This is a genomic window from Prevotella sp. oral taxon 306 str. F0472, assembly GCF_000257925.1.
GTDB classification, from domain to species: domain Bacteria; phylum Bacteroidota; class Bacteroidia; order Bacteroidales; family Bacteroidaceae; genus Prevotella; species Prevotella vespertina.
In genome coordinates this window covers 199,639-216,648 of sequence record NZ_AJIN01000058.1, presented here as the reverse complement: position 1 = coordinate 216,648, position 17,010 = coordinate 199,639, and the positions used below count along the sequence as shown (strand labels likewise).

The 17,010-nt window shown below is 43.4% G+C and carries 12 protein-coding genes; 5 read left to right on the top strand and 7 right to left on the bottom strand.

Annotated elements, in window-relative coordinates; translation table 11 throughout:
* Positions 1-193 precede the first annotated feature (193 nt).
* From HMPREF9969_RS09225 to HMPREF9969_RS09210, 4 genes are all read left to right on the top strand, one after another.
* On the top strand, positions 194-406 hold the full coding sequence (locus tag HMPREF9969_RS09225; protein WP_036895594.1) for a hypothetical protein: 213 nt from the start codon (positions 194-196) through the stop codon (positions 404-406).
* Positions 407-439: 33 nt separating this feature from the next.
* Positions 440-2,026, top strand: a complete 1,587-nt coding sequence (locus tag HMPREF9969_RS09220; RefSeq protein ID WP_009435474.1) for a fimbrillin family protein — start codon at positions 440-442, stop codon at positions 2,024-2,026.
* A gap of 288 nt (positions 2,027-2,314) precedes the next feature.
* On the top strand, positions 2,315-2,785 hold the full coding sequence (locus tag HMPREF9969_RS09215) for an HU family DNA-binding protein (RefSeq protein WP_009435556.1): 471 nt from the start codon (positions 2,315-2,317) through the stop codon (positions 2,783-2,785).
* Between the two features lie 443 nt (positions 2,786-3,228).
* Complete coding sequence (locus tag HMPREF9969_RS09210) at positions 3,229-5,799, top strand: beta-N-acetylglucosaminidase domain-containing protein (RefSeq protein ID WP_009435471.1); 2,571 nt, start codon at positions 3,229-3,231, stop codon at positions 5,797-5,799.
* 230 nt (positions 5,800-6,029) lie between these two features.
* Here the strand turns inward: HMPREF9969_RS09210 and HMPREF9969_RS09205 are convergent, their stop codons facing one another.
* From HMPREF9969_RS09205 to HMPREF9969_RS09185, 5 genes are all read right to left on the bottom strand, one after another.
* Positions 6,030-7,103 (bottom strand): acyltransferase family protein, encoded by a 1,074-nt coding sequence (locus tag HMPREF9969_RS09205; protein WP_036895591.1) that lies wholly within the window; start codon positions 7,101-7,103, stop codon positions 6,030-6,032.
* Between the two features lie 233 nt (positions 7,104-7,336).
* Positions 7,337-8,749, bottom strand: coding sequence for an aspartate ammonia-lyase (gene aspA / locus HMPREF9969_RS09200; protein WP_009435497.1), 1,413 nt, complete (start codon positions 8,747-8,749; stop codon positions 7,337-7,339).
* 52 nt (positions 8,750-8,801) lie between these two features.
* Positions 8,802-10,010 (bottom strand): porin, encoded by a 1,209-nt coding sequence (locus HMPREF9969_RS09195; RefSeq protein WP_036895590.1) that lies wholly within the window; start codon positions 10,008-10,010, stop codon positions 8,802-8,804.
* Between the two features lie 182 nt (positions 10,011-10,192).
* A complete protein-coding gene (gene ansB / locus HMPREF9969_RS09190; RefSeq protein WP_009435453.1) occupies positions 10,193-11,248 on the bottom strand; it encodes an L-asparaginase 2 in 1,056 nt (351 codons plus the stop codon).
* A gap of 90 nt (positions 11,249-11,338) precedes the next feature.
* Positions 11,339-12,658, bottom strand: a complete 1,320-nt coding sequence (locus tag HMPREF9969_RS09185; protein WP_009435481.1) for an anaerobic C4-dicarboxylate transporter family protein — start codon at positions 12,656-12,658, stop codon at positions 11,339-11,341.
* Between the two features lie 403 nt (positions 12,659-13,061).
* On the opposite strand from HMPREF9969_RS09185, the gene HMPREF9969_RS09180 reads away from it, so the two are divergent.
* On the top strand, positions 13,062-13,700 hold the full coding sequence (locus tag HMPREF9969_RS09180; protein WP_036895589.1) for a DUF4294 domain-containing protein: 639 nt from the start codon (positions 13,062-13,064) through the stop codon (positions 13,698-13,700).
* Between the two features lie 368 nt (positions 13,701-14,068).
* Here the strand turns inward: HMPREF9969_RS09180 and HMPREF9969_RS09175 are convergent, their stop codons facing one another.
* Together HMPREF9969_RS09175 and HMPREF9969_RS09170 are read right to left on the bottom strand one after the other, a co-directional pair.
* The gene (locus tag HMPREF9969_RS09175; RefSeq protein WP_009435439.1) at positions 14,069-15,091 is read right to left on the bottom strand and encodes a M28 family peptidase; all 1,023 of its coding nucleotides are present in this window, start codon (positions 15,089-15,091) and stop codon (positions 14,069-14,071) included.
* A 24-nt stretch (positions 15,092-15,115) separates the two neighbouring features.
* On the bottom strand, positions 15,116-16,975 hold the full coding sequence (locus tag HMPREF9969_RS09170; protein ID WP_009435549.1) for a gamma-glutamyl-gamma-aminobutyrate hydrolase family protein: 1,860 nt from the start codon (positions 16,973-16,975) through the stop codon (positions 15,116-15,118).
* Positions 16,976-17,010 lie beyond the last annotated feature (35 nt).

Sequence of the window (17,010 nt, the reverse complement as noted above, 5' to 3'; positions counted from 1 at the left end):
TCTCTCTCTCTCTAGTAGAGCAGGCGTAAATTACACATTTTTTCTTCTCGCGTACGCGCGCGCGAAGCGTACCGCAAACCCTGTAAACAAAGGACTTCTAGAAGTTTCCTTTGTTCTTTTTTTGTGTCCGTACCTAAACCGAAATATAGAAAAATTAAGCACGAAATAACAACTATTTTTAATCAATAAAACAATGGAGAAAAGGAAAGAAAAGAAGAGCTATTCTGCACCTAATTGCGTAATAGTTCAGGTAAACGAAACCACTAATTTAATGGCGGGGTCTCCTTTTAATGGTCAGCATAACCCAGCAACACCTGGAGGAACCATCAGCAGTGCTAAGCAAGCACCAGCATGGCAGGGAGCTGACAATGAGAACGAAGACGATTTTTCCGCTTGGGAAGACTAACAGAGAGTTATTAACAAAGAGAACTAAGTAAAAATGAAGAAAACGATGAAACGACATTCATTCATCACACGACTAGCGTCTTTGGCTATCGTGTGTGGTTTAACATTAGCCTTTGCCTCTTGTGCGAATGATGATTTAGCGCAGAACGGCAAAACCTCCACTGACGATAACGGCTTAACCGCATTCAGCACTGGCGAACCTGCAACGCGCACAACCATGGAGGCAGATGGTACATTTTATTGGGAAGCAGGCGATAAGATTTGGGTAAAGGATGATAGCGGCAATTGGAAGCAAAGTAGCAACTCGCCAACGGGCAAGACAGCCTCTTTCAAGTTCTTAATGCCAGGTAAATACACCGCCAAATCTTCATACGAAGTTTATTATCCTGGTAAGAATGGTAATCAAAACCAAGTGACCATCTCTGCGAATCAAACGCAAACAGAGCCTAACACCACTGCTCACTTCGGCGCATCAGGTGATTGCGGTATAGCCAAGGCAACACGCAATGCTACAAGTCACGAGTTCGAGTTTGCACTCGACCACAAGGCTGCTTACCTTGTTTTTAAGCCTTACACAAGCAATGATGTACTAAAGCATTGCTATCTCACTAAGATAGAAGTAACATCAGATAACGACATCACATCTACCTATACTCTTGACCCAACTGCAGCAACTGGTACAGGTGCATTGACAGGTATAGGGTCTGGTAAAAAGATAGAACTTATAACAAAAGGTAATTCAGGAAGTACATTCCAAAATGGTTTCCCATTGACAAATACTTCTGCCAGCTTAACAACGAATGGTGCTTACATGGTTATCAAGCCTGGCACGCACACTTTAAGGATTCGTTACTGGGTAAAGGATGTAGCAACGAACATAGAGGGAACAATTACCAAGATTATTCCTTCTCATACCTTTGCAAAGAATGAATATGTCAACATGGAAGCTGACCTACAAATAAAGAACTACGACGGTGACCATTACTATATGTGGGATGCACAGGAGCAATACTGGAAGGGACACGAATGGAACAATGGTGGCAGCCAGCCAACAATTAATAGAAATCAGCCAGGCGGTACAATTTCCAACGACTACGCCAAGAGCAACACAGACCTTCGTTACTGGAACAAAAGTTACCCAGGTGATGGTATAAGTAATCCAGCTACCCACAGCCCATGCGCAGGTCTTCCTAACGTAAATGAGATGGCATGGTACGCTGCAAAGGGCGATCCACGTTGGGACGCAGACGAGTTATGGACTACTATGGGTCATTTATATAAAGGTGGTATGTGGTTTAAGAAGAAGGCAAACATAAGCGAATTCGATCCTAATACTGCTGTAGACGGAAGAGATTGGCGAACAAATGGCGGTGAAAACAGCTGGCCTGCATCGAACACTCTCCCCTCTGCAGCCGATGCAAACAATTATTTTTACCTGCCCGCCTTGGGTAACTACGACTCTGGTAGAATGTTCAATGTTAGCTACTCCGGTCGCTATTGGTCGTCAAGTGCTCACCCATGGTCCAATACCGACGCGTACGATCTGTACTTCCGCAGTGGTGCAGTCAGCTTGACCTACGACCACCGCTACTTCGGTTACAGAATCGGGGCGTTTGAGTAGTTCTCGTGATATATTCATGAGTGGTTATCTTCTACTCTGTTTGATAAACAATAGTAGATAATTAATGTGAAAAAACATGACAAAAGAGAATAAAAATAGACTCTTTGTAAGTAATTAATAATCAAGGTCTTATAAATAGGGTGCCAAAGTATGATACTTAGGGGGTCTAAGTATGATACTCTGGTACCCTAAGTATGATACTTAGGTACCCTCAGTCCCATACCGAGGGTGGCTCGAATAAGAAAATAATTTACATATTGTATTTGCTAACTTTAAAACATTGGGATTATGGCATTTTTTAAGAAAGTAAAGAAGAAGCTAACAGGGCTATGGTATCCAGAAGCGATAACCGTAGGAAAACCCGTAACAACCGATCAAGTGGCTGACCGCTTGGCATTGATTTCAACGGTGAGTCGCGGTGACACGTATGCCGTGCTGAAGGATTTAGGTGAAGTGATGGCATCTTTTATGGCTGAAGGTCGCACGGTGAAACTGGAAGGTGTGGGTACGTTTTACTACACCATCAACGCCGATAAAGGTATCGCGAAGCCTGAAGAAGTGACGGCAAAGCAGATTAAGAATGTCCGTGTCCGTTTCATTCCCGAGACTTCGCGCACACAGAGCAATAAGGTTGCCACTCGTTCGCTAGTGTCTGATAATATTTATTGGGAGGAGTGGAAAGAGAAAAAAAGCCTCACCCCCGCCCCCTCTCCGAATGGAGAGGGGAGTGAAGACCACACAGGACCGCAGGCTGGGTAAAGCCTCCCCAAAAAGCCTCCCCAAGCCCCTCTGAGGGAGGGGATGTGCCTACGGGGCTAGTTAGGAAATGTGATACGGAAAGCCTTTCCAAGCCAAAGGAGGGGAGAGTGCCTAACGGGAGCTAGTTAGTAAGCGTTTTATTTGTATGATTTGAAACGATTTGCTAGATGTCTACTGTTAGGCACTCGTTGTTATTTTGTTTCTAAAGAGATATGTTACATTAGGTGTGTAGGTTCGTATGTTACTTTGTCTTTAGGACTCTGTTGATGCTGTTCTAAGGGTTTGTTTCCTTGCTTAAAGCAATTATGTTATTGTTATTCCGGCTCTAATTCCAATTAATTCCTTATCTTTGTAGCATTAATCAATATATTACGCAATAACATTCATACATGCTTGTCCGTGTTGATAGAGGGCAGGCAGGAATCTAAACATTAAAAACCTACATGATTAAAAAGAAACTTTTAGTTACATTTGCAGTAGGGCTATGTGCCTTAACTGCGGCTCATGCGCAGGATAATGAGTTCGATTTAGGTAGTCAGCGTTCGGAGATTCAGTTGGTAAATCCCGTTCCTGGCAATCGAATTGACCATCACGGACTCGTTATTAACCCAACTCCTCGTTCGTTGAAGATGATGAATGGTGAGACAATCGACGTCAGTAATGGTGTTCAACTCATTAATCCTGTTACGAACAAGAAGGTCAAGAGCATTGATTATCAGCCCGACCTCAACTTCATTCCATTGGTTAAGAAGGGGCTACCTCTGCGTATCGAGTTAGTGAAAAATACTGCCCAATTCACAAAGGATATGGCTGGCGTAGCTGCAACTAATGGTGCTTACGTGTTGAAGATAACTAAGAATGGAATCAACATACAGGCTGAGAACGATCTAGGAGTGTTCTATGCCATCCAGACCTTGCGCCAGATGATGGAGAGCCCAGCCGTTGAGATGGGTAAAAAACTACCTTGTTTGGAGATTACCGACAGTCCCGTTTTCCCTTATCGTGGCGTTGTTGAGGGCTTTTATGGTACACCATGGTCGCACGCTGTGCGCCTTTCTTTGATTGATTTCTATGGCAAATACAAGCTCAATACCTATATCTATGGCCCGAAGGACGATCCTTATCACAGCTCACCTAACTGGCGTTTGCCTTATCCTGAACGTGAGCAAAAGAACATCAAAGAGCTTGTTGACGCTTGTAAACGGAACCGTGTAGACTTCGTTTGGGCAATTCATCCAGGCAAGGATATCAAGTGGAACGAGGAAGATTATCAGAATCTTGTGCATAAGTTCGACCTTATGTATGCGGATGGTGTGCGTTCGTTCGCTATCTTCTTCGATGATATTGAGGGCGAAGGAACCAATCCTAACAAGCAAGTTGAGCTTTTAAACCGCTTGACTAAGGAGTTTGTAAAGGCGAAGGGCGACGTTTCTCCATTGATTATCTGCCCTACAGACTACTCCAAACTATGGGCAAAACCAGGTGAGGATGGCCCGTTGAGCATTTATGGAAAGACCCTTGATCCATCCGTGAGAGTGTTCTGGACAGGCGATGTAGTCTGCAGTGACGTTACAAAGAGCACCCTTGACTGGGTAAATAGCCGTATCAAACGACCCGCATTCTTCTGGTGGAACTATGCAGTTACCGACTATGTGCGCAACTTAATACTGCAAGGTCCGGTCTACGGATTGGACACCTCGCTCACAGCTAATGATATGTGCGGCCTCGTCAGCAACCCAATGGAACATGGCGAAGCCTCTAAGTTGTCCCTATATAGCGTTGCCGACTACACGTGGAATCCGTCTGCTTATAATGCAATAGATAGTTGGGAGCGTGGATTAGAGGTCATGATGCCACGCGCAAAGGCTGCTTATCGCACCTTCGCCATCCATTCTGCCGATACAGAAACAGGCTATCGTCGTGACGAATCATGGGAGACTGAACCCTTCCGGTTGGCTGATTACTCCAAAGAAAAGCGTGATAAGCTCTATCAAGAGTTCCAACGTGTGGCAGAGGCACCAGCTACTATAGAAGCAGGATGCACCGATTCGCTATTGCTCAAAGAGTTGAAACCATGGCTTGTAGAGTTTGGTAAGCTCGGAGAAAGGGGCAAGAAGGCTATCGAACTCATGGATCTCTATCGTTCAGGTGACGCTGGGAAGTTCTGGAAAGCGTATGTGAATAGTGGTATGACTGCGGCAGATAAGCAGGCATACGAGGCTCATAAGTCAGGAACAATGAAGTTACAACCCTTCTACGAGCACGCTATGTCCGACTTAGGCGATGCTTTTTACGAGCAGCAATCAGGTCAGAAAGCATTTACCTTGCGTGGGATTGGCTCTTACAAAAGCCTTAGTACTACCCAAAGTAAATTGATGTTAGATGGTGACAGCACCACTTTCTACACCTCAGGAGAGAGCCAGAAGGCTGGAGACTGGATGGGTGTTGCCCTCCCAGAACCTATGTCTTTGCGTGAGATACACGTACTTCAAGGTAGAAACTCTAAGGATGATTGCGACTTCTACGACCATGCTGCGTTGGAGTATTCCGTTGATGGCAAGACATGGAAGCCGCTTTTGAGCGATATGCACAACCAGTATGACATCCTGTGGAAGTCTGATAGTCCTATTGAAGCACGCTTTATTCGTTTGCGTCGACTCGATTCTGATCGTAAGAACTGGGCTTCTATTCGTTCGTTCGTAGTCACTCCTGTGGGTGCTGCTGATACAGCAACTGATGCGCTCCAGTTGGCGTTCGACCATCGTCCAGAGACTTCTTTCCATAGCACAGGTAGCCTTTCTTTCGAGGTTCCGAGCGGTATTACGGCTTACACCTTCCTACTTTCATTGCCAACGAACGAGCCAGTTTGCTTGCGACAATACGACAAGCGCGGTCGTTTGAAGGCGGAGATAAAGACCAACGAGCCGTTCTTCACCGCTAAAGTTGATAAGAAGGTAACCCGCATGGAATTAGTTGGTAAGGCTGAGGTCTACGAGATTATACCTAAAAAATAAGTTCATTCTTTATACGTTTTATCGCCCTTCTGCGATAGAACTAAAGCCAAAAACAGGGATACACAAGCGTGTATCCCTGTTTTGTTGATGATATTCTCCCTTGCTTAAAGCCTATTGTTCTCTATGAGTTCAGCACATTCCAGATTATTACAAAAGGCTTGTAATGGTTCTCCAAGTGCTTTGTAATGGTTCTCCAAAGCATTTGTAATAATCTGGAATGATATTTTCTGTTATTTTAAAAACGTTCTTTGTCCAAAGAAAAGGCGGGAGAGTCCGATCTTATCCATCACCCATGTGATGGCAAAAGAGCCCGTTATGGCAAAGAGAACGCTTATGAGAAGGAACAACATGCCCGTTGGTTCTATCTTAATCAGTAGGTTTTGATAGTACTTGGCAAGCATGGTGAAGATGGGAGAAAATAGCAATAAGGGGAAGGTATTGCGCCCAACAAAGAGCATGATACGGCGTAATTGCGTTGGAATTCGTAGGCGATAGAGCCACAATAACGTACTGATTACGAGATAAACGATACATATTCCGCCGTATGAAGCACGATTATAATTGTTGACATCAAGGCTAATTATGACCAAGAGAATGATGATCCACCATTGAGCAGGGAAACTTTTGCGGAAGTCTCCAACCCCTTGTCGGATGATGACCCCGCCTAAGAAGTAGGCTGCATTAGCCACTGAAAGGAGTTGACAACCATGGGATAGGAGCCAAAGAAACAAGGTTAGGAGGATTGTTCGACCTATCCAGAGCTGTTGAGGCTGGCTAAGAGTGTTGATGAAGTTAGCTATCTTGCCCTTTTTAGAGCCTTCTCTCGGCTTTAAATCCACATTGGTTGTATCTGTACCACTCGTCTTGAAAACTCGTTCTGACGGCGTTTTAAATGCCAAATAATAGGACAATCCACATAGAATTAACGTGTGTAAGTACCAATAAGGACCTATTGGATGTAGGAAGATATGGTCTAAGAGGATGGCAGGCGTTAGATGATTGATGTGTTCCCGAATGGGTAGGAGTGCCGCCATTAACGTGTAACTCGATTCCATAATGGCGTAAGGAATGAATATCCAAAGGAGCGTTTTGCCCAAAGCCGACCATGATTTGCGCACGTTAAAGAGGTAACCAGAAACTAAGAGAAAGCCTGGCATGTGAAAAGTATATACATATTGCTTAGCAACGGGATAGGTGTTACCGATGTAAACAAGGTGGAATGCAATCATTAAAGTTATGAAAACGCATTTGAGGAAGTCGAGTTCTTCCACCCTGGGCTTGGCTTTGTGTAATTGAATTATCATTTGCGCAAAGTTATGAAAAAGGTTGAGAATGACAAAGAAGAGTGTCGGTTTTCCTGTAAGAGTGGGTTTTCTTGTGGTTTTATATTATATGAAGAGAAGGGCGGTAGTTGCTTTGTTTGAGGCTAGATAAAAGGAAAGTGGATGTGTCGAAACCCTTGTTTTGACGCATCCACCTAACTTGTTTGTATGTGTTCAATAGACTTTATCGCCTAGAGAAACGCATGAAATTTACTTTACTTGATATGCTCTTCCGAGTGAAGCATGTGCTCTGGAGAGAGAATCGCATCCAACTTCTCCTTAGAAAGAATATTGTGTTTGAGGACGAGATCATAAACAGAACCACCAGTTTCGAGGGCTTCCTTGGCTATCTTTGTGCTGTTCTTGTAACCGATGTAAGGGTTCAGAGCGGTTACAATACCGATAGAATGCTTCACCATCTCTAGGCATCTTTCCTTGTTCACTGTTATGCCATCGATACACTTCTCACGTAGTGTGTCCATCGCATTAGGCAACCATGTGAGGTCTTCAATGAGGCATTCTGTGATGATAGGTTCCATGACGTTCAACTGGAGCTGACCTGCTTCTGCTGCAATCATGATGGTTGTGTCGTTGCCAATCACCTTGAAGCAAGTCTGGTTAGTGACCTCTGGAATGACTGGATTCACCTTTCCTGGCATGATACTTGAGCCTGGTGCCATAGGTGGGAGATTGATCTCGTTCAATCCACAACGTGGACCAGAAGCAAGCAAACGGAGGTCGTTGCAGATCTTAGATAACTTAACAGCTAGACGCTTCAAAGCGCTTGAGTAACTAACATAAGCACCAGTGTCTGGGGTTGCTTCTACCAAGTCTGAGCCTGCAACAAACTGATACCCGGTTAGCTCTGAGAGCTTTTCTGCACAGATCTTAGGGAATCCTGGGGCAGCGTTCAAGCCTGTTCCAATGGCAGTACCACCCATGTTGATCTCATGTAAAAGAGCTGCATTGCGGTTGAGATTAGCGACTTCCTCCTCTAGAGTGTTTGCGAAGGCGTTGAATTCCTGACCGCTAGTCATAGGCACAGCGTCCTGTAGTTGGGTGCGACCCATCTTGATGATGTTCTTAAATTCATTGCCTTTTTTGCGGAAGGCATTGATTAAGTGGTTCAGAGACTCTATCAGTTTGCTGTTGAGAAGGATGAGAGTTAGACGAATGGTAGTAGGGTAGACGTCATTAGTTGATTGACCACAATTAGCGTGATCATTCGGTGCGCAGTATTGGAACTCGCCCTTCTTATGCCCCATAACTTCGCATGCACGGTTCGCAATCACTTCATTGGCATTCATGTTAACTGACGTTCCTGCACCACCTTGTACCATATCGGTAACGAAGTTCTCATGCATCTTTCCACCAATAATCTCTCGACATGCTTGAGCCATCGCATCAGCTACTTCGTTGCTAATCTCACCTAACTGTCGGTTTGTCTCAAGGGCTGCTAGCTTCACATAAGCTATTGCTGTGACATAGTCAGGATAGTCACACATACGCTTGCGTGATATGTGGTAGTTATTGATGGCACGCTGTGTTTGTACACCATAATACGCCTCTTCTGGTATTTGAAGTTCACCTAGAAGGTCACTCTCAATACGAAATTTCTTTTCTTCCATTGCTTAATTAATATTTTGTTTAGTATTATTTAGTATGCTTTGATACGATACATTAGTATGCTTTAATGCGATACATGAAACCGAGTTCAATGCGGTTTGTATTGTAGTTACTCAATCCGCTAAGAGCTGTGTAATGCACCTTTTTACCTATGTAAGCCAGGAATATGCGTAAGTCTTGGCTCTTTACAGGATAGTATTCAATGCTCCCAATATAGCCATAACTCTTGCGGTAATCCTTGAGCGAGGTGATATCTTTAGCACTGGCAGTCTCATACATACCCTTTAACATTAGGTTCCATTGTGGTGCGAATTGCCAGTTTAACTTTGTGATAAACGAGTTGTAATGCACACCAGCAGCCCATACATTATCGTTATAGAGGGTTGGATTAGTTGATTGCATATCTCTAGAGACTATGCCTAAGCGGTCAACACTATCAAAGGAACCGATATAATCGAAGTACCATTGTAGGTTATCTAGGTTTAACTTCTGCCCTAGGAAGAGCATACGACTATACTTATGACGTGCCTCACTCTGTATTCCCCATGCCCAGCGAGTCTGTAGCTTGTTGCCAAGGAAGCTCCCGTTCCAATTGACAATATAGGTCAGTGGATTGCGGGCGGGCTTTAGCTGGTTAAGTGTAAGTCCATTACCATCTTCATACATGGCGTTCTGACCATACACTTCAGCAAACTTCTCGTTATGAGCATTAGATATTTCAACAGCAATCTCTTGCGTTGGTACTGGGTTATAAGTCACTGTCACGCCTGCAACGAAGTTGTCCATGTTGTTAAGCATATCAGAGTATTGATAGATGAACATGGGGTTCTCATCAAATTCAAAGCCTCCCCAAATCTGACACATCTTACCTGCTTCAACCTTCCAAGCGTCTGAGAACTTATAACCAACCATCATGATGTCGGTTGCCTTAGCAAAGTTATCTTCGCTTTTAGCGTCATTTGCCTTGTTTAAACGGTGCCTGAAACGATAGTAGAGTTTGTCTGTAAGGTTGCCTTTCACCTCTATTCTTAGTTGCTTGTTAGCAAAGCGTGAACTCCAGTCTTTGCTTGCGTCTTGTTCTACTTGCGCACTTGCAGCATAATTGAAGTACACATTAAACATGTCATTGTGCTTCTTTAGCTTCGCAATCTCTTCTGACAAAGACTTGAATTGACCATCACTAGCACCATATCCATGGTTGTCCTGCGCTGTAGCTGTTAGTGATAAAACTAGTAGACAGGCACATAATAGATTCTTTTTCATGCTTTTCAATCTGATTGATAATTGTTTTATATATAAGTATTAGGGCGCTTATTGATAAGTGATAATGAGTAGAAAGCAACGTTTCAGAGCTTTTTCATTTGTGTTTTTGAACCTTCTTGGTTCTTAAAATGAAATCATTTTTATCAGAGAAGTTGCTCTCTACCCCTTATTAATACTCCTATCTAGTATTCATTGAAGTACTGCTGAATCTTTTGCCAATCCTTTGTTTTAGTCAAGGCAAGCATTAGTAGTATTCGAGCCTTTTGTGGATTGAGGTTTAAAGAGGCTACAAAATGATATTTAGCATCGTCTACCTCGCCGTTCAAATTGGTTGGTCCGAACGCAACTCGGCTTGAGCGAACAATCTGGATACCGCTGTTTTGTGCCTTTACTGCTGCTTCGAATACATCTTTATAGAAGTTTCCATCACCTACACCAGCAACTACAATACCATTATACTTGGCATTTACGAATGCTTCAAAGGGTATTGCAGATGCGTTAGCATACCCATATACGATGCCAACTTTGGGTAGTGAGGTTAGAGAAGACACGTCGAACTCTGATGAAAGACCCTGTTTTGCAACTGGTTTATGCAAGAAGTAGGGCTTACCATTGTACACATAACCCATCTCACCATACAATCCTCCCTTGAAAGTAGACACATCTGTGGTGTGAGTCTTTATGAGTGCTTTAGCTTCAAAGAGCTCATTATTCATACAAGCCATCACTCCATGCCCCTTAGATGATGGGTCTACGAGAGTGCAGACACCATTATATAGATTGGCAGGACCATCTGCGCTGATAGCAGTTGATGGTCTCATTGACCCAACAAGCACTACTGGTTTATCTGAATGAACGGTCAATGAGAGGAAGTAAGCCGTTTCCTCCATCGTATCTGTCCCATGCGTTACCAATACACCATCATATCCTTCTTTATTCAAGAGGTCATTAATGCGTTTAGCCAACTTTAGCCAAACCTCATCATTCATATCTTGACTACCGATGTTAACAAGTTGCTCACCTGAAATATCAGCCATTTCTTTCACTTGTGGTACTGCATCTATCAAAGTCTGAACGCCTACTTGTCCTGCTCCATACGCAGAGCTAGTAGCCGATGCAGATACACCTGCTATGGTTCCACCTGTTGCAATAATGCGAATCTTTGGCTTCTGTGCCATGACGACAGTGCTTATGATCAATGCAATCACTGTCATGAATGTAATCTTGAAGATTCTCATAAGAATTTTATTTATTAGTTAAACGTTATTGAGTTAACTGATAGTTGGGGGATTCTTCCCTCTCTTTTCTGTTCTAGTAAGTCCTACTCTTTACAAGAACTGAATGACGAGTACACCCAAGAGGATGGACACTATCGTTGTTATAAAGCCTGGTAATTGGAAACTATGATTGATAACATACTTGCCAATATGCGTTGTTCCAGTTCTATCAAAGTCGATTGCTGCAACCTCTGTTGGGTAGTTTGGCAAGAAGAAATAACCATTGCAAGCAGGGAACATTGCTATCAATAAGAGGGGATTTACGCCTAGAACAATGCCCACAGGATAGAGTGTTGTGACTGTTGCTGCTTGTGAGAATAACATGATACTAAGCACGAAGAGTGCCACAGCAAATAGGATAGGAGCAGAAGTAATCATACTTGACAATGCTGCATTCAATACCTTTTCGTTCCCCATGTAGAATGTGTTTCCCATCCAAGCAATACCAAAGATAGCTACAACAGCATTCATTCCAGCCTTAAAGATGTTGCCATTTACAGCATTGGCTACCTTTGCTTTACCAACGAAAAGGATTAAGGCTGCATCTGACATCATTATCATTTCAATGGTTTGACTCATAGAGACTCCTTCTGGACGAAGGCTCGGAACGAAGCCAAACACTACAACCAAAGCAACTCCAAAGAGGAATGCGAAGACGGAACGTTTTGCCTCGGAACCACACTCTAAAGTAGACTCTTGAACGTTCTTAGCGTCTTCTTCTGGGTTGATAAGACCCTTTGCTATACGTCTCTTATACTCTGGATCGTCTACTAACTCTTTACCTACATGGTTCTGAACAAAGGCTGCCACAATGATAGATATTAGAGCCGTTGGAATACAGATCATTAAGACTGTCCCTAATTCAATGCCCTTTGCTCCGAGTAAATCTTGGCTTATTAATGCTGCTGTTGCTGCACTAACTGGACTACAAGTAATACCCAAAGAGGCTGCAATAACGCTCAGACTCAAAGGGCGTTCAGGCCTTATTTTGTTTGCTTGAGCAATCTCTGAGATAATAGGTAAGAGTGAATAAGAAGTGTGAGCAGTTCCTGCTACGACACAGAAGAGCCAACAGGTGATAGGACCAAAGTATGTGATATGTGTCGGATGCTTATGTAGAAATTTAGCAGCAACGCCCACTAAGTACTCCAAACCACCAGATGCCTGCAGTGCAGCAGCAGCCGTAATCACTGATACGATAATCATCATTACATCAATAGGAGCATTTCCTGGAGCCAGTCCGAAGCCGTAAACCAAGATGAAAACACCTATCATACCATAAATACCGAGGCCAATACCTCCCACACGAGCACCTATGAAAATAAGTGCCAAAATAATGAGTAGTTGTATAATTACTATTGTTGTAACCATTTCGAGATGATTATATTCTGTGAAGTGAGTTGTTTTTACAAAAGTAGGAAATTTATTAATACAAGTACTGGAGATGGCTAATAAAGATAAAGTGTTTAACAATCTTTAGTATCAGAAAGTAATCATCAAGATCATAGATAAGTGTTATTTGCGGATTAGAAGTGACATTCTGACAATTATTCTAAAAGTATTCTCGTGTCAAGAACATATACATTAGGAATACAGGTAAAGGTTCTTCTATAGTTTAACTCATATTCTTTATAATGCTTCTGGTTAAATGACAGAATAGAAGCGAAGCGTCTTTAACTGCCAACCAATGGTGTGTTTAGCCTTTAAGAAAATGATAAAAATAATATTAAAAACCTATTCGTCTTCAGAAATAAATGCTACTTTTGCCTATAATATGAGATTAATAAGAAAACTTTTCACGCTTTTGTCGCTGTTTGCCTTTGCTTCGGCTGCAATGGCACAAGACCATATTAACCCTGAAGATCGTGTTGTTGACATGAACTCTCCGACGTTTGTTCCGATGGTACACATCGGTAAAGCGAAGGTAGGAAGCGATAGTATTCAATACGTAAGGACAAGTAATGTGTATGTATTTCCGCCTATGGAGTTCAAAGATAAGGCTCAGGAAACGGCATATTATCGCTTGGTTTATAACATCAAGAAGGTTCTTCCTATTGCTAAAGAGTGTCATCAAATTATTCTCGAGACGGGTGCTTACCTCGAAACTATCCCTACAAAGAAGGAAAGAGATGAGCACATGAAGCGTGTGGAAAAGGAGATTTGGAACACGTATAAGCCTCGCATGAAGAAGTTAACATTCACTCAAGGCAAGTTACTCATCAAACTCATTGACCGTGAATGTAACTCTACTTCCTACGAACTAGTGCAAGCTTTCCTTGGTCCTGTTCGTGCTGGTTTCTATCAAGCGTTCGCTTGGGCGTTTGGAAGTAGCCTAAAGAAGCGTTATGATCCACAAGGAGCTGATCGTCTTGTTGAGCGTATTGTACTGCAAGTTGAGGCTGGTCAATTATAGTGGCAAGCCTTAACTATTACCCTGAATACACTTAGCTATACAGCAGAAGAGACTTATTAAATTTGAAAAATAGACTATTTTATTTTCGCTTTTAGTCTATTAATCTGTAGTTTTTAGTCTATTTTTATATCTGATAAACGCCTTTTCCCACTTTACATCAGGTTCTTTTCCTTCGTTGAAGGATGTTTCTTGGAGGATAGAAGAGGGTAGGGAGGACTGTGCAAAGCTTCATTCGGGGTAGCAATAGATGAGCTTTAATCTTTTAGGGAACGCTTTTCACTTGGCTTGAAAACATATAATATGAAAGAAGGCTAGCGTCTTTGAGATTACTCAAAGAGCTAGCCTTATATGGAAAAAACTTCTTTCTCTTATTTAGTATATAGAACTTGAATGATGGTCTGACCCACTGCCTGCAGTGTATTCTTATCAATGTGTTCCATCGTATCATTGATGGTGTGCCACGTAGGACCAAAGCTGCTCTGTGCGCAATCAGGGTAGTATGGGATAATATCTATCGTTGGTATACCTGCATTCTGGTTCACTGGGATATGGTCATCAGTAATCATTCCACCTGGAGAATCAGGGAAGTAAGAGCTAAAACCAGCCGACTTTGCTGCTGCCCACACCTTCTCAACAATGTTATTAGCGTATTGCTGCGACATTCCTTCACGATAGAACTGAGCGCCTTCACCGCCTACCATGTCCAAGAGAATGCCATATTCGGGCTTGATAGTGCCTGGGAAGTGCAGAGAATAGTACTGCGCACCGAGTGCCCAGCTGTCTCCTGTGTCCTTATAGTTGGTCTCCCACTGTGGAACTCCCCAATCCTCGGCATCGAAACAAACGAAGTCTACACCCATAGTAAACTTCTTATCTGCCTGTAACTGGCGTGCAATCTCAAGCATAACAGCAACTCCACTTGCGCCATCATTGGCTGCCATGACTGGTTTACGGTGGTTGGTAGAGTCTGGATCATTGTCTGCCCAAGGTCTACTATCCCAGTGTGCGCAGAGAAGAACACGTTTCTTTGCCTGTGGGTTGAGCCTAGCAATGATGTTAGTAGACTTTAGAACTGTTCCGTCATAGCCCTTTAAGTCTGCCTTTTGTTCCTCTACTTCACATCCAAAACGCTTGAATTGCTCCACAATCCACTTGCCGCATTGCTCATGGGCAGTAGAGTTCATGGTGCGAGGACCGAACTCGCATTGCGCAGCAGTGTATGCGTAAGCAGAGTCGGAATTGAACTTTGGACCAATAGGATGCGCTGTTGTAGCGGTATCTGCATCCGATGTCGTATTGTTATTACTTGCTTTTCCTTTGCATCCATAGGCTACGCTCGTCAGAGTGAGGGCTATGATGCACCCTAAAAGAATCCTTATTTTTGTTTTCATCATTGTTTATTGTAATCAAAAAAACTATCTTACACTCTGCACGCGAGCCATGACACGCAGCCAGTTACCACCCCATATCTTCTCTATATCACGTTCGCTATACTTGCGACGCAATAGTTGTAAGGTGAAGTTAATCATCTCGCTGGCATCAGCTAAGCCCCTTATCGTACCATCACCATCGAAGTCGGTGCCTATTCCTACATGGTCAATACCCATGATATCAATGGCATGTTCGAGGTGAGCAATAGCATCCATAATGGTTGCCTCACCGTCCTTCTTAAGGAATCCATGATACATAGTTATATGTGCAACACCGCCCTTCTTTGCCAGAGCACGCATCTGATCGTCAGTGAGGTTACGGGGTACATCACATAGAGCTTTACTATTGGAATGACTGCAGACTATCGGTTGTGTACTGATGTCAAGAGCGTCATAAAAGCTCTTCTCACCCCCATGACTCAAGTCGACCATGATACCATTTCGATTCATCTCTCTTATGACTTCCTCACCAAACTTACTAACTCCTCCATGCGTATTACAGCCTCGTGCCGAGTCACAAATATCGTTATCTCCGTTGTGACAAAGCGTGATGTAAACCACACCTCGTTGTGCGAAGTGCTTGATGTTCTCGATCTTATGCTCCAAAGCTAAGCCATTCTCTATGGCAAACATAATACTCTTGCGCCCCTTGCGCTTGTCTTCGTAGAGGTCGGAAGGAGTGCGAGCTATACTGATGTAACGCTGGTTCTGCTTCACAATCTCTTCTATCTTGTCGAAGATGAGATCAGCATATACCGCTGGAGAAAGATGGTCGAGAGCCTTAGAGAGAGTAGGGTTGTAATGCTTCAATCCAGCGACATCAATCTTAGAAGAGAAGCTCTCTCCAATCTTTGGTTGTGGAAGATAAGCAGCCATCGTTACGGCATCTTGATGTCCTTCTGTCATCTTATGAAGGTCGTAGAGAATACGTGGGTCGCGTTGGTCAAAACGCACTCCTTGAGGGAAGAACATCGGTGTGTCGCAGTGCGTGTCGAGTGTTAGAACACGCTTATGAAGCTGCTTGGCGATATAGAAGTTGTTAGCTTGTGTGACCAACCAAAGGAATAGTTTGCCTCCATCCTCACCCAAACACTCAGGGTGCCACTGCACTCCCATGATGGGTTTAAACTCTGTGCTCTCCATTGCCTCGATAACTCCATCAGGTGCAACAGCCGTTACTCGAAAGCGTTTACCTGGTGTTTTGACAGCTTGATGATGGAAGGAATTGACGTAGATGCGCTCTTCCTTGTAGAGAGCATAGAGTATTGACGACTTGTTAATCGTAATGCTATGCGTCCTCTCACTGCGTTCTGCGTCTTGAGAATGCTTGATGGTTGCGGCATGGAAGGTTGTGATTGTTTTATCCTTAGCTAATTTCTTCTCAACAGTAGCATCTGTTCTGATATATTCCTCATAGATATCCTGTTGTACAGAACCACCCAAGGCAGCAGCAAGTGTTTGTATTCCTCGACAGATACCCAGCATAGGTATCTGGCGATTGAAGGCTAATCTAGTAAGCATGAGTTCGGCTTGATCACGCTCAGCATTGATACCATGGAGATGAGTAGAGGGCTCTTCGCCTACCCAAAGTGGGTTTATATCAGCACCACCAGTCAATAGTAGTCCATCAAGATGGTCTAGTGTATTGACAAGAACATCCTTATCAGCAACTGGCGGGATGAGTATTGGAATGCCACCAGCGGTTACTACTTGTTTATAATAGACGTCTCTTAATGTGGCATCACGCTCTGTAAAGTTGGTCGTGATACCTATTATCGGCAGACGCTTTGCCTCGGGGTAAGTCGCATACACCTTGTCAAGATGCGACTGAAGGTCGTATTTCATCTTTCCGCTCTATGTTCTATAATTCGTTATATCGT